10 protein-coding genes are annotated in these 13,965 nt (G+C 75.8%); 5 read left to right on the forward strand and 5 right to left on the reverse strand.

From position 1 onward, the window contains the following. Positions 1–6,000, forward strand: a complete 6,000-nt coding sequence (locus tag ABD361_RS23090; protein WP_344437442.1) for a WD40 domain-containing protein — start codon at positions 1–3, stop codon at positions 5,998–6,000. Between the two features lie 15 nt (positions 6,001–6,015). Here ABD361_RS23090 and ABD361_RS23095 read toward each other — a convergent pair whose 3' ends face one another. After that, on the reverse strand, positions 6,016–7,251 hold the full coding sequence (locus ABD361_RS23095; RefSeq protein WP_344437444.1) for a glycoside hydrolase family 183 protein: 1,236 nt from the start codon (positions 7,249–7,251) through the stop codon (positions 6,016–6,018). A 200-nt stretch (positions 7,252–7,451) separates the two neighbouring features. On the opposite strand from ABD361_RS23095, the gene ABD361_RS23100 reads away from it, so the two are divergent. The 4 genes from ABD361_RS23100 (at position 7,452) to ABD361_RS23115 (ending at position 10,154) form a co-directional block, all read left to right on the forward strand. Then, complete coding sequence (locus tag ABD361_RS23100; RefSeq protein WP_344437446.1) at positions 7,452–7,853, forward strand: hypothetical protein; 402 nt, start codon at positions 7,452–7,454, stop codon at positions 7,851–7,853. Between the two features lie 239 nt (positions 7,854–8,092). Beyond that, positions 8,093–8,626, forward strand: a complete 534-nt coding sequence (locus ABD361_RS23105) for a hypothetical protein (RefSeq protein WP_344437448.1) — start codon at positions 8,093–8,095, stop codon at positions 8,624–8,626. 154 nt (positions 8,627–8,780) lie between these two features. Then, positions 8,781–9,062: a hypothetical protein gene (locus ABD361_RS23110; RefSeq protein WP_344437450.1), complete on the forward strand. Its 282-nt coding sequence runs from the start codon at positions 8,781–8,783 to the stop codon at positions 9,060–9,062. Positions 9,063–9,164: 102 nt separating this feature from the next. Further along, positions 9,165–10,154 (forward strand): alpha/beta fold hydrolase, encoded by a 990-nt coding sequence (locus ABD361_RS23115; RefSeq protein WP_344437452.1) that lies wholly within the window; start codon positions 9,165–9,167, stop codon positions 10,152–10,154. 6 nt (positions 10,155–10,160) lie between these two features. Here the strand turns inward: ABD361_RS23115 and ABD361_RS23120 are convergent, their stop codons facing one another. The 4 genes from ABD361_RS23120 to ABD361_RS23135 all read right to left on the reverse strand — a co-directional run bounded on the left by ABD361_RS23120 (position 10,161) and on the right by ABD361_RS23135 (position 13,886). Further along, a complete protein-coding gene (locus tag ABD361_RS23120) occupies positions 10,161–10,310 on the reverse strand; it encodes a hypothetical protein (protein WP_344437454.1) in 150 nt (49 codons plus the stop codon). Between the two features lie 156 nt (positions 10,311–10,466). Beyond that, a complete protein-coding gene (locus ABD361_RS23125; protein ID WP_344437456.1) occupies positions 10,467–11,111 on the reverse strand; it encodes a response regulator transcription factor in 645 nt (214 codons plus the stop codon). After that, on the reverse strand, positions 11,102–12,832 hold the full coding sequence (locus ABD361_RS23130; RefSeq protein WP_344437458.1) for a sensor histidine kinase: 1,731 nt from the start codon (positions 12,830–12,832) through the stop codon (positions 11,102–11,104). Before ABD361_RS23130 ends, ABD361_RS23125 begins: the two co-directional genes overlap by 10 nt. A 40-nt stretch (positions 12,833–12,872) precedes the next feature. Beyond that, positions 12,873–13,886, reverse strand: coding sequence for an ArsR/SmtB family transcription factor (locus tag ABD361_RS23135; protein WP_344437461.1), 1,014 nt, complete (start codon positions 13,884–13,886; stop codon positions 12,873–12,875). Between the last annotated feature and the right edge of the window lie 79 nt (positions 13,887–13,965).

Genomic DNA, 13,965 nt, shown 5'->3' on the forward strand with positions numbered 1-13,965 from the left:
ATGGTCGCACCCCAGGAAATCGACGGGCAGCACCGGCCGTTGGACTTCTTCGTCAGCTACTCGCCCGCCGACGAACCGTGGGCCTCGTGGATAGCGTGGACCTTGGAGGAGGCCGGCTACCGCACCGTGCTGCAGGCCTGGGACTTCGTCCCGGGCACCAACTTCGTCGACTTCATGGACCGCGGCGTCAGCGAGTCCGCCGCCGTCATCGCCGTCCTCTCCCGCAACTACGAACGCTCCCGTTACGGACGCATGGAGTGGCAGGCCGCCCTGCGCGCCGACCCCGACGCCCCCGAACGCCGGCTGATCACCGTGCGCGTGCAGGACATCCCCGTCGAGGGGCTGCTGGCCACCATCACCTACGTCGACCTCGTCGGCGTCCACGACGCCACCGCCGCCCGCGACCTGCTCCTGACCCGCGTCGCCCAGGCCCTCGAAGGCCGCGCCCGCCCCACCCGCCACCCCGCCTTCCCCGGGCTGCCCGGCGGCGACGCACGCCCCGCCGGCACCCCGGCCCTGCCGCCGCCCCGGGACGGGCACGCACCCGGCACCCCGGGCTGGGCCGGGCGGCGCCGGCCGGCCACCCCGCCCGGCTACCCGCGCGCCGGCGCCGGCGCCCGCACCCGCCAGTCCGTCAGCGTCCTGCACCTGGCCGGACCCTGCTTCGGCCGCGGCGCCGACCCCGCCGACCTGCAGGCCACCGTCTGGAGCGACCTCGTCGAGCTCACCGACGCCGGCGCCCCCGCCCCCGACCTGCTCCTGGTCACCGGCGACCTCACCGCCTCCGGCAGCCCCCGCGAGAGCGACCAGGCACTGACCTTCCTGACCGGGCTGCGCTCCCGGCTGGGACTGGCCGCCGACCGGCTCGTCGTCGTCCCCGGCGGCCAGGACGTCAACCTCGCGGCCTGCCGGGCGTACTTCAACTACTGCGAGGCCGACGAGCTGCAGCCCCGCCCCCCGTACTGGCCCAAGTGGCGCCAGTACGCCCGGCTGTTCCGCGAGCTCTACCAGGGGCTCGACGTCGTCTTCGACAGCGACCAGCCCTGGACGCTCTTCCCCGTGCCGGCCCTGCGCACGGTCGTCGCCGGCCTCAACTCCTCGATGGCCTACAGCCACCGCCCCGACGACCAGTACGGCTGGCTCGGCCACGAGCAGGCCGCCTGGTTCGCCCAGGCCCTGCGCCCCTACGAGGCCGAGGGCTGGCTGCGCCTGGGCGCCCTCAGACACCCGCCCGAGGGCCGCCACCCGCTCGACGCCCGGCCCGAGCCCGACCCGGGCGCCACCGACCGCGCCGGCACCCCCACAGCCGCCGGCCGCGCCCCCGGCACCGGACGGCGCACCGACGCCGGCCCCCTGCGCGACACCGATGTCCTCACCCGTCTCACCGCGCCCCGCCTGCACCTGCTGCTGCACGGCCCCGCCACCGGCCCCCGGCCCGGCGCGAGCCCGGACGCCGCCGGCGCCCTGCCGCTGGCCGCCCGCGAGCTGCCGGTGCTCGGCACCGCCGCCCCCGGCCGCCACCGGCTGCTGGAGATCACCCGGGAAGGGTTCACCCGCTGGCCGGAGAACCCCGGCGGCACCCCGCGCCGCTACGCCGTCGCCTGGCCCGGCACCCGCGGCGTCTTCGGCCCGCAGCAGCCCGCCACGCCCGCGCCCGGCACGGAGGACGCCACCGGGCAGGGCGCCGCACCGGCGGACGGCACGCAGGCGCCCGGCCCGGCCGACGCGGAGGCCCGCGCCGTCGAGGGCCCGCTGGAGTCGCTCGTCTCCCGCGTCGCCGAGGTCTGCCGGATCCGCCACGAGGGCGTCCAGCTGCGGCGCATCCCCGGCAGCCCGCCCTCCCTGCTGGTCACCTGGAGCGAGTCCGGCTTCGTGCGCCAGCAGCGCGTCGGCGTGTGCAGCGGCACCCCGCAGCCCGAGGACGTCGACGCCTTCATCGACCACGTCCACGCCTCCGGCGGCGACGCCGACGCCGAACTCGTCCACGACGGCCCGCCCCCCGAGCGGAACCTGCGCGAACACGCCCGCCGCCGCGGCGTGCTGGTGCGCAGCTTCACCGAGTTCCAGGGCCTGCTCGACCTGCGCGCCTACGTCGCCGCCCAGACCGAGCGGCTGAGCAGCGACCCCCAGTACCTGCCCGGCCTCTACCTCCCCCAGCGCTACCGCGAACTCGAGCGCCCCGGCGGCGCCGAGCGCGACGGCCTGGTCGACGACCTCGTGCAGCTCCTCGGCGCCGACCACGGCCGGTTCGTCCTGCTGCTCGGCGACTTCGGGCACGGCAAGACCTTCGCCATGCGCGAGCTCGCCCGCCGCCTGCCCGCCGAACTGCCCCACCTCGCGCCCCTGCTGATCCAGCTCAACGCCCTCGACAAGGCCCACTCCCTCGACGGCCTGGTCGCCGCCCACCTCGCCGGCCACGGCGTCGACACCATCGACCTGCGCGCCTTTCGCTACATGCTCCGCCAGGGCCGCGTCGTCCTGCTCTTCGACGGCTTCGACGAACTGGTCAACCAGGTCAGCTACGACCGCGCCGCCGACCACCTGCAAGTCCTCCTCGACGCGGCCGTCGACAACGCCAAGATCGTCGTCAGCAGCCGCACCCAGCACTTCCGCTCCCAGGCCCAGGTGCTCACCGCCCTCGGCGAACGCGTCGGCCTGCTGCCGCAGCGCCGCCTGCTGAGCGTCCAGGAGTTCAGCCCCCAGCAGATCCGCTCCTACCTCGTCAACCGCTACGGCGACGTCCAGGCCGCCGACCGCCGGGTGCGGCTGCTGGAGGGCATCCCCGACCTGCTCGCCCTGTGCCGCAACCCCCGCCTGCTCAGCTTCGTCGCCGACCTCGACCAGGAGCGGCTGCGCGCCGTCGCCGGCGCCGGCCGCGCCCTGAGTCCGGCCGGGCTGTACGAGGAGGTGTTCACCTCCTGGCTGCGCCACGAGGAGCACCGCGGCCAGGGCGCCCCCGGCGCCACCCCCGGACTGAGCCTGGCCCAGCTGTGGCGGGCCGTGACCACCCTCGCCCTGCGGCTGTGGGAGAGCGGCCAGAGCGCCCTGCGCCTGGACGAGCTCCACGACGTGGCCGAGGCGCTGGCCGAACTGGCCGACAGCAGGCTCTCCGTGCCGCACGCCGCGCACGCCGTCGGCTCCGGCAGCCTGCTGGTGCGCACCGACGACGGCCTCTTCCGCTTCATCCACGGATCCGTCGTCGAATGGCTCGTCGCCCGCGAGGCCGCGGCCCGCCTGGACGGACGCGACCAGGGCGAGGCCGACCTGCTCGCCCGCCGCCCGCTCAGCCAGCTCGCCGTCGAGTTCCTGTGCGACATCGCCGACCACCGCACCTGCCAGCAATGGGCCGAACGCGCCCTGGCCGGCGAGGGCGAGGACGCCGAGGGCACCACCGGCGAGACCGCCCGCGCCAACGCCGTCAAGATCCTCAGCCGGCTGCGGGTCCCCGCCCACACCGACCTGCGCGGCGCCGTCCTGGCCGGCGAGGACCTGTCCTACCGCGACTTCTCCGGCGTCGACCTCACCCGCGCCGACCTCTCCGGCGCCAGCCTCGTCGGCGCCGACTTCTCCGGCGCCGTCCTGCGCGAGGCCCGGCTGGCCGGCGCCCGCCTGGACGACGCCGACCTCTCGGGCGCCGACCTGCGCGGCGCCGACCTGCGCCGGGCCCGCCTGGTGCGCACCGACCTGCGGGGGGTGCGCGTGGCGGACAGCAGCTGGCAGCGCGCCGCCCTCATCAACTCCCTCACCGAGCCGGAGGCCCTGCGCACCCCCGAGCTGCGCGTCGCCGCCGTCACCCCCGGCCTGCCCGCCGAACCGGGCCTGCGCCCCGCGGCCGTCGGCGTCCCCTACGGCTTCGACATGCGCACCAGCCGCCTGCCCGAGCCCGTCTCCTTCAGCCCCGGCGGCGAACTGCTCGCCCTCGGCAGCGAGGACGGCGGCGTCCTGGTGTGCGACGCCGCCACCGGCACCGCCCTGCGCACCCTGCACGGGCACACCGGCCGGGTGTACGCGGTGAAGTTCCGCGGCGACGTCCTGGCCACCGGCGGCGCCGACGGCACCGTACGCCTGTGGGACCCGGTCTCCGGCACCTGCCTGCACCGCCTGGACGTCCACCCCGACGGCGTCTGGCCCGTCTCCCTCGATCCCGGCGGCACCCGCCTGGCCACCGGCGACGCCGAGGGCCTGGTCACCTTGTGGGACATCGCCTCCGGCGCCGCCGGCCACCGCCTGGCCGGCCACCGGGCCCCGGTCTACACGGCCGTCTTCAGCCCCGACGGCTCCCTGCTGGCCACCGGCGACGCCGCGGCGTCCGTACGGCTGTGGGACACCGCCTCCGGCCGGCTCCTGGGCGAACTGCCCGGCCACCACGGTGCGGTCTTCCGCGTCCGCTTCAGCCCCGACGGCACGCTGCTGGCCACCGGCGACATGGGGGAGAACGGCCGCGGCACCGTCCGCATCTGGGACGTGGCCGGGCGCCGGCTGCGCCACACCTGCGCCGGCCACCCCGGGCGCGTCTACACCCTCGACTTCCACCCCGGCGGGCACCTGCTGGCCAGCGGCGACACCGAGGGCCGCGTCCTGCTGTGGGACCCGCTGACCGGCCGCGCCCAGGGGGCGCCGCTGGTCGTCGGCGGCGCCGTCTACCAGGTGGTGTTCGACCCCGAGGGCTCCCTGCTGGCCGCCGGCGGCAGCGACGGGTCGGTGCGCATCTGGCGCGTCGCCCCGCCCGGCGCGCCGGCCCCCGCCGGGGCCGAGCCCGGGGGCGCGCCGGCGGTGGCGCTGCGTCAGCAGCCCGCGGACCACCAGGGGTCGGTGTGGGCCTGCCGCTTCCGGCCCCGGGCGGGCGCGGGCCCCTCCGAGGGCGGCCCGCTGCTGGTCTCCGCCGGCAACGACGGCGTCGTACGGCTGTGGGAGACCGGCACCGGCCGCGGCCGCAGCATCCTGCGCGGCCACGGGCGCAAGGTCTCGCAGCTCGCCTTCAGCGCCGACGGCACCCAGCTCGCCGCCTGCGGTAACGACGGCGTGGTGCGGCTGTGGGAGCCCGCGACCGGCCGCTGCCTGCGGGAGGTCACCGGCCACAACGACCGCCTGGTCTCCGCGGTCTTCGCCCCCGGCGCCCCGGTCCTGGCCACCTCCAGCAGCGACGGCGACGTGTACCTGTGGAACGCGGCCAGCGGCGAGTACCAGCGGGAGATCGACGCCGAGACCGACCACGTGTGGGCCGAGGCCTTCAGCGCCGACGGCGAGATCCTCGCCACCGCCAACGACGACGACACCGTACGGCTGTGGTACCGCAGCACCGGCGCCCACGTCACCACGCTCTCCCAGCACCGAGGCCGGGTGCGCTCGATCTCCTTCACCTCCGACGGCACCCGGCTCGCCACCGGCTGCGACGACCGCATCGTGCGCGTGTGGGACCTCGCCGACAGCACGCTCACCGCCGAACTCGCCGGCCACGAGGACCGCGTCTACGCCGTGGTGCACGGGCCGGGGGACGCCTGGCTGGCCAGCGCCTCCTGGGACGGGACGGCCATCGTCTGGCGCGGCAACCTGCCCTGGAGACACCTGCGCGGCCACACGGGCCGGCTGTGGACGGCCGCCGCCCATCCCACCCGCACGCTGCTGGCCACCGCCGGCGACGACCGGACCGTACGCCTGTGGGACCCGCTCAGCGGCGAGGAGACCGCCCGGCTGACCGGCCACACCGGCCGCGTCCTCGCCCTGGCCTTCAGCCCCGACGGCACCCTGCTGGCCGGCGGCGGCGAGGACGGCACCGTACGGCTGTGGACCGTTCCGCAGGAGGGGCCCCCGACCGCCCGGGCCACCCTCGTCGGGGTGCCGGGCGGCTGGGCCGCCCTGAACCCCGCCGGCGGCTACAAGTTCGACGGGGACGTCGGCGGCGAGTTCTGGCACGTGGTGGGCATGTGCCGGTTCGAACCGGGCGAACTGGACGAGCACCTGCCGGGGGTGACGCGCCTGCCGGCCGACGCCCCGCTGTGACGGCCGGACGCCGGCTCAGCCCAGCCGGACGCGCACGAAGCGCGGCCGGTAGACGGCGGCCCGCGCGATCACGTCCCGCGGGTCGAGGCTGTTGACGTTGTACGACACCACCAGCTCGCCCGGCCGCTCCAGGTCCGGGTGCTCGTGCGGGTTGTAGGCGATGACGTCCGCGTCGCCGTAGGTGCCCCGGGGTCCCGCCTCGGGCGCGGTCCACACCGTCGCCGGCCGGGTGAACGGCCCGCCCGGGGAGCGTGCCCACGCCAGCTGGATCCGCGGGCTCAGCGCCTCGTCGGCCTGCTGCGTCACCAGCGCGTACCACCCGCCGTGCGCCACGACGCTGAGCTCCTCCGAGACGCGCAGCGGCGCCCCGCCCGGGCCGCGCAGCGGCGCCGCGCGCGTCTCGGCGTTCGACCACCCGCCGCCGGCCGTCCGGTAGCGCCACGGCCCGCGCAGGTCCCGGCCGACCGCCCGGGCCAGGTACAGCCGGCTGCCGCCGCCGGGCACCGCCCGGGTGCCGTAGACGTACGTCCGCCCGCCCGCGCGCAGCAGCCACGCGCCCCAGGCGGTACCGGTCGCGGACGGCAGCGGGGTGAGCGTCCGGGGCCGCGTCAGGTCACCGGCACCGAAGCGCGCGAGGACGTTGCCGCGCCAGGCGACGTCGAGCGGGCCCGGGCCGGTGCGGGCGTAGCGCGCGTAGACCACCGCGGCGCCGCCGCCCTCGGGCAGCCCCGCCCGGGCCCAGTACCAGGGGGCGCCGGGCCGGTCGCCGCCCGCCTCGCGCACCAGGGAGACGGGCCGGCCCGCCCGGTCGTGCCCGGTGAGGGTGTGCGGGCCGCGGGCGTCCCACAACACGAAGCTGTTGTGCACGAAACCGCTGCTGTGCCGGAAATCGCTGCTGTCCGAGAAATTGCGGCTGCCCGGCCCCGGGCGGCCGTCCTCGCCGACGGGCGGCCGGGAGCCGTCCGGGCGGACGGTGCCGAGGAAGGTGTCGGAGAACACCCACAGCCGCCCCGCCCGCACCGGCACCGAGTAGGTGCTGTCGCCGCCGGTCCAGCGCCCGTCCGGCCGCCCCCGCTCCGCGTACGCGGCGAAGGCCCCCGTCAGCGCCGGCAGCGGGCGCACGGCCAGCACCCGCGGCGGCGCGCCGGACGGTGCCGACGGCGGCAGGAAGGCGCAGGTCGCCGCGAGGGCGGCGAGCAGCAGCCGGTGCGCCGCCCGGCGGCGCGGAGGACAGGCGTGCGCGCGGCTCATGACACCCCGCCAACGAGCCGCGAGCGGCGGGGTTGCGGCGGGCGGTCGGCGGGCGGCGCGCACCGCTCGGCCGACCGGGTGATAAATGCCAGCGCGCTCACGCTGAACGGCCGCACCCGCGCGCCCGGGGCGCGACGATGCCGGATGCCGGGATCGCGCACCTGACCCCGGCGACCCCCGTCCCGTCCGTGGAGGTGTCCATGTACGCAACCGAGCTGGCAGTCAAGGCGCTGGAGCCGACCCCCGAGGAGGAGCGCCTGGCGGAGGACTTCGTCACCATCCTCGGGGCGCTCTCCGCCATGGAGCAGGCCCTGCGGGACGGCGCCTGGCACCGCCTGCGCGAGGAGGCCGACGAGCTGATGAGCGCCGCCGAGGAGATGTGGTCCGGCCTGCCCGAGCCGGGCACCGCCGGCGGCGCCCGGCTGCCCTCCCAGGCCGACAGCGGCAAGGTGCGCCAGCTGATCGCCGTCTACGCCGGGCCGTACGCCGCAGGGCGCGCCCTGTACCCCAGCAGCCTGATCGAGGACGAGCAGCTGCGCCGGGCGGTGGAGGAGGAGCGTCAGGAGGCGGTGGTTCCGCAGGCGGCGGCCGCGGCGGACTGACGGACCGGCACGGCGGCGGTGCGGCGGCCCGGCCGGCCGGGCGCGAGGACCCCGGACGGCCGGACGCACCGGCCTCACCACCCGCACCGACCGGCACATCCCGGCCAACTCGTACGCATGTGCCCGTGCCGCATCAGGCCTCACACCAGCAACGGAACCGTGCCGGGCGCGACCGGGCGTGGCCGGTGTCGTTCGGGCGGTGCTGTCGTACGGCATGCGCGTGTCTACTCTCCTCGGCCATGCGCTCTCACAGCCTCAGACGCTTCGGTCTGTCCGCCGTCCTCGCCCTCGCCGCCGGCCTGTCCGGGATGGTCCAGCCCGCCTCGGCGGCGCCCGCGCCCATGACGCTCACCGTCGACAAGGCCAGCGCCACGCCCGGCTCCACGGTGACCATCACCCTCACCTTCACCAACGACCAGACGACGAACACCCAGTTCGTCTACCAGTCGCTGCAGCCGACGTGGAACACCTCGCAGGACCCGGGCCTGAAGTACGCCCTGAAGACCTGCACCGGCGACACCGTCCAGTGCGACGTCACGCCGACGACCGGCACCCTGCGCTACAACGTCCCCGTCGTCCCCGGCGCCAGCCGCACCGCCAAGATCACCTACCAGATCGCCCCCGACTCGGCCTGCGGCCCCAGCCGCCGCATCGACTTCTACTCGTACCTCTACTACGAGTACCAGGGCGGTCAGGCCAAGAAGGACGGCATCTACCAGACCGGCACCGACATCACCTGCCCGGCGACCCCCAAGGCCGCCTCGCACACGTAACGAGCAGCGCACGCCGAAGCACGGCCCCGGCCCTTGGCCGGGGCCGTCGTCGTACCCCGCCCAAACCCGGGCTGACCAGGGTCGATTGTCAGTGCCCCGCAGTAAAATGGACCGTAAGAAAGAGGGTTGCACGACCGCCTCTGGAGGACGCCCAATGGCCGCTGCCCCGACCCCGCTGCCCAACCTGCCGACCCTGCCCACGCTGCCGCCCAAACGCCTGCCCGCCGGGCACCCGCGCGCCTGGTACGAGTCACACAACCGCCAGCTGAAGGCCATGCGCCTGACGATCGCCCTGCTGCACTCCGGCGTCTACACCGCGGACCGGGCCACCGACCGCCGCATACGCGTCGCCGCCGAGCAGATCGGGGTGCACCGCCCCTCCGACACCACCTGCAAGGCCGTGCGCTCGCTCATCCGCCGCTGCCACCGCGGCTGAGCCGGCCGCGCCCGCCCGGGAACACCCGGGGCACCCCGCCTCGTTGGGCACGTGAGGGCCCGGCACCCCGCACGGCCCACGAGGCGGACAGCAGGAGGGCATGTGACCGGCGCGGTCGAGCACAGGGACGTAGAGGTCAACGGCATCAGACTGCACATCGCCGAACAGGGGCAGGGGCCACTGGTCCTGCTCCTGCACGGCTTCCCGGAGAGCTGGTACTCCTGGCGGCACCAGTTCGCCCCGCTGGCCGCGGCCGGCTACCGCGTGGTCGCCCCCGACCAGCGCGGCTACGCCCGCAGTGAGCAGCCCGACGACATCGGCGCCTACACCATGGCGCACCTGACCGGCGACGTCATCGCCCTGATCCACGCGCTGGGGGAGGAGCGCGCCGTCGTCGTCGGGCACGACTGGGGCGCACCGGTCGCCTGGACGACCGCCCTGCTGCGCCCGGACGTCGTCCGGGGCGTGGCGGGGCTGAGCGTCCCGCCCGTCCCGCGCGGCACGCAGCCACCGCTGCCGGCCCTGCGCGCCCTGCTCGGCGACGGCTTCTACCAGATCTACTTCCAGGAGCCCGGCCGCGCCGACGCCGAGCTCGTGCACGATCCCGCCCGCACCTTCCGCAGCCTGCTGGCGGGTGCCTCGGGACAGAGCCCGGCCACCGACCCGCCACGACCCTGGGTGATTCCCCAGGGGCAGACCCTCCTCGACACCATGCCGGAGCCGAAGGAACTCCCCGCATGGCTCACCGAGGAGGACATCGACACCTTCGTGCGGGAGTACGCCACGCACGGCGCACGGGCCTTCACCGGCGGGCTCAACTGGTACCGGAACATCGACCGCAACTTCGAGCTGCTCGCCGCCTTCGACGGCCGCCGCATCGAGGTGCCCGCCCTCTACGTGGCGGGCGACCGCGATCTGGTGCGCTCCTTCCCCGGCATGGACCTCCTCATCGCCTCACTGGACCAGCAGCTGCCCCGGCTGCACCGCAGCCTGACCCTTCCCGGGTGCGGCCACTGGACGCAGCAGGAGCGCCCCCAGGAGGTCAACGAGGCCCTGCTGGACTTCCTGGAGCACCTCCCCGGCGAGGGGTGACCTTCCTCAGCAGCAGACGACGGGCGGGCGTTCCTCACCGGCTCCGGGCAGCGCGCCCGGGGCCGCGGACGCCGGGGCGGACAGACCGCCCAGGACCGCGAGGAGAAGGCCGGCAGCGGCGACGGCACGGCGGACATGGGCACGGACAACGAACATCACACACTCTCCGTCAAGGGTGGGCGGCCCCTGGGGCCGCGAGAGAAGAAGGCGGCGGGGCCAGTGGTGGTCCCCCCGCTCTCACCAGCACGTTCACTCTAGGAACCACCCTGCGGCACCACATCAGGGCAGACCCTGAAGAGGCCGCGCAGCCCCTCAGTTCCGCAGGTACGTCAGCACCGCCAGGACCCGCCGGTGGTCCGTCAGGCTCGGCTCCAGCCCCAGCTTGGTGAAGATGTTCCGCACGTGCGTCTCCACCGTCTTGCCGCCGACCACCAGACGGCGGGCGATTGCCTCGTTGGTGCGCCCCTGGGCCATGAGCTCCAGCACGTCCCGCTCCCGCGGCGTGAGCTCCTCCAGCGCACTGGAGGCGCGCCGGCGGGCCAGCAGCCGGGCGACCACCTCCGTGTCGATCACCGACTCACCGGCGCCCACCCGCTTGACGGCTGCCGTGAGCTCGTAGACGTCGGCGATGCGGTCCTTGAGCAGATAGCCGAAGCCCCGCGGCTCACGGGACATCACCTGCACCGCGCTGCCCGTCTCCACGTACTGCGACAGCAGCAGCACACCCACGCCGGGGAAGCGCTCGCGCAGCGCGCACGCCGCGCGCACACCCTCGTCGGTGAACGACGGGGGCAGCCGTACGTCGATCAGCGCCACGTCCGGCGGGTCCTCGCCGACCACGCGCAGCAACTGCGCGGCGTCCTCCGTCCGCCCGGTCACGGTGAAGCCCTCCTCGTTCAGCAGCCTCACCAGGCCCTCGCGCAGCAGCACCGAGTCCTCGGTCACCGTCACTCGCACGGCAGCTCCGCCCGCAGGCGGGTGCCCGCACCGACCGGGCTGCTCAGCCGCAGCGCTCCGCCGACCGCGGCGAGCCGGTCCGCCAGCCCGGCCAGTCCCGTGCCGCGCGCGGGATCTGCGCCGCCGCGACCGTCGTCGGCTATCTCGACGACCAGGCGCCCCGCCTCGTGGCGCGCGGTCACGCTCACCGCACGTGCCCCCGCGTGCTTGGTCGCGTTCGACAGCGCCTCGCACACCGCGAAGTACGCCGTCGACTCCACCAGTTCCGGGCAGCGTCGCGGCTCCACCGACACCACGACCGGCAGCTCGGCCTGCTCCGCCAGGGCGGTGACGGCCGGCCCCAGCCCCTCCCGGGTCAGGACGGCCGGGTGGATGCCCCGGGCCAGTGACCGCAGTTCCTCCAGGGCCGTCCGCAGGGTGCGGTCGGTCTCGGCGACCGAGCGCCGCACCGCGGGATCGGCGCCCGGCTCCAGCTGGGCCTCCAGCCGCTTCAGGTGCATCAGGGCGAACACCAGCCGCGTCTGGGCCCCGTCGTGCAGGTCGCGCTCCAGCCTCCGGCGTTCGCGGTCGGCGGCTTCGACCAGCCGTGCACCGGCCTGGCGGGCCTGGTGGTCGGCCGCCGAGCGCAGCCGTGCGTTGTCCAGGCACAGGCGCACCGAGGCGCCCACCGATGCCAGCAGTTCCCGTTCCTCCTCCAGGGCCGAGTCGTGTACGAGGACCGCCATCGGCTCGCCGGGCGGGCCCGCCCTGGTGAGGCCGCGTCCGGACCCCGGCCGCGGCAGGTGCACCCGCCGCCCGCCCGGGTCGAGATACGCCCCGGCCCCCGCCTCCCACAGCCCCAACCGCAGCGACGGATCGCCCAGCACGCGGGCCAGGGCCTCCTGCAGCCGGTCCGGCGTCGGGTCGGCACCCACTTCGAGCACGAGGTTGCCCACGGCCGCCCGGCGCAGCCGGATCCGCAGCAGGCCGGCGAGGAAGGCCAGCGGCACCGCGATCTCGCTCAGGTCCGACAACAGGGCCACGGTGTCCTCGCCGGGCCCGAGCAACCCGGGCGCCAGGACGTAGAGCACCTCCCAGCCGACCATGGCCGCGGCGACGGCCACCGCCACCCACGCCGGCAGCAGCGCCCGCCGCCGGGCCCGGCTGCTGCCGCGCCAGTGGCGCACCAGCTCGGCGAGCGTGAGCAGGGTGAGCACGGCGCCCACCCACCGGTACACCAGGTCGATGGCGTCGAACAGCTGCGGATCGGGGTGCACCAGCAGGGCGTTGGGCCCGCAGCGTGTGCAGGCGAGGTACGTGGCGGAGCTGCTCGCCTCCGGGGCGTAGGTCAGCACCCGCACCAGGCCGCCCACCAGCACCAGCACGTACGCCCCGGCCACGACGCGCCGGGCCGTGGGGGTGGTCAGCCGCCCGCCCGGGTAGGCGAGGAACACATGGGCCAGCACCGCGAGGTTGAGCCCCTCCCACCAGGCGCCCAGCGCGAACAGCAGCGGCACGTCGGTGCCCTGCAGGTTGCCCGCGAACCAGCTCAGGCCCTCCGCCAGCATCAGCAGCCCGGTGCGGTTGGCCGGGCGCCGCCACCAGGCGACCAGGCCCGCCCCGGCGAAGGCCCAGCCCACCGCCAGGTCGCGCAGCACGTCGGCCGGGGAGGCGCCCGCCCGGTGGAAGGCCAGGCCCCCGGCCAGGCCCGCGGCCAGCGCCAGCACGCCGGCACCCGTCACCGCGGCCGCCCGGCCCCGGCGGCCGCGGGTGAACGCAACGTCAGACCTGCACGTCGACACCGGCACCGTCCAGCAGCTCGGCACCCAGGCGGGTGATGCTGTGCAGGGCGTTGTTGCGATGCCGGAGGGTGCGGATCAGCCCCGCCCGGCGCAGGACCGTCGCGTGCTCGCTCGCACTGGCCTGCGCCACCCCGACCAGCGCCGCCAGTTCCTTGGTCGTGCAGCCCGGGTGGTCGGCGACGGCACCGAGCACGTGGGCCCGGGTCTGGCCCACCAGCGCCACCAGTGCCGACCCGGGACGGGCCGGGCCGCGCGGCGGAGCGAGCAGGGCCAGCCGGTGCAGCGTCCGGTCGGGACCGGCCGGATACGTCACCACCGGCCGGGGCAGGGCGTCGGCGTCGACGAGGGACCGGGAGCCGAACAACGAGGGCACCAGCAGCAGCCCCTGGCCCTCCAGGTACAGATCGCCGTCCGCGTCGTTGGCCATCCGCACCTCCAGCACCGGGGCCCGCCAGGTGATCCACTGCGGATTGGCCTGCATCAGCAGGGCCTCCACGCCCCCGCCCAGCAACTGGCGCGTGCGCAGGGAGCGGTCGGCCGCGAAGCTGCCGGCGAGCCGCTCCCAGTACGGGCCGAGCAGCCGGTCGAAGAGCTCTTCGAGCCCGTCGCAGAGCTGCCCGAGGAGGACGGGGTCGCCCGGCAGCCGGTGCGCCCAGCGCGGCAGTGGCTGCCGCTCGGCGATCGTGGCCAGCTCGGCCGCCACCACCCGGCGAGGGGTGCGCCGCACCTCCTCCAGCAGCGCCCGGGGCTCACCGGTGCGCGGCAGGTTCAGGAACGTCGGCGAGAAGCCGACCGGCGGGATGAGCGAGAGTGCCATCCTTGCCGGCCCCGAGAGCCCGCCGGCCACCCTGCCCCGCCACGCGTCGAAGAGCAGGGGACGGCTGCGGTCGCGCAGGGTCCGTGCAGCCGTACCCAGCTCCGCCAGCGGCAGGGGCGTCCCGGCGACGCGGGTGCGCGCCAGGTCCTGCGCCGTGAAGTGAATGCGGTAGGCCATGGCCCGTCCCCCCGGCTGACATCGAATGATCGCTCGGGGTACATGCTGGCGACGCTCCGTGGTGCGGACCAGGCCGAAA

This window comes from Streptomyces luteosporeus, from assembly GCF_039532865.1.
Lineage (GTDB): Bacteria > Actinomycetota > Actinomycetes > Streptomycetales > Streptomycetaceae > Streptomyces > Streptomyces luteosporeus.

Coding starts and splice junctions, on each gene's coding strand:
- ABD361_RS23095 (WP_344437444.1), bottom strand. CDS start 7,251: ATGAGCCGCGCGCACGCCTGTCCTCCGCGCCGCCGGGCGGCGCACCGG.
- ABD361_RS23105 (WP_344437448.1), top strand. CDS start 8,093: ATGCGCTCTCACAGCCTCAGACGCTTCGGTCTGTCCGCCGTCCTCGCC.
- ABD361_RS23100 (WP_344437446.1), top strand. CDS start 7,452: ATGTACGCAACCGAGCTGGCAGTCAAGGCGCTGGAGCCGACCCCCGAG.
- ABD361_RS23110 (WP_344437450.1), top strand. CDS start 8,781: ATGGCCGCTGCCCCGACCCCGCTGCCCAACCTGCCGACCCTGCCCACG.
- ABD361_RS23090 (WP_344437442.1), top strand. CDS start 1: ATGGTCGCACCCCAGGAAATCGACGGGCAGCACCGGCCGTTGGACTTC.
- ABD361_RS23135 (WP_344437461.1), bottom strand. CDS start 13,886: ATGGCCTACCGCATTCACTTCACGGCGCAGGACCTGGCGCGCACCCGC.
- ABD361_RS23120 (WP_344437454.1), bottom strand. CDS start 10,310: ATGTTCGTTGTCCGTGCCCATGTCCGCCGTGCCGTCGCCGCTGCCGGC.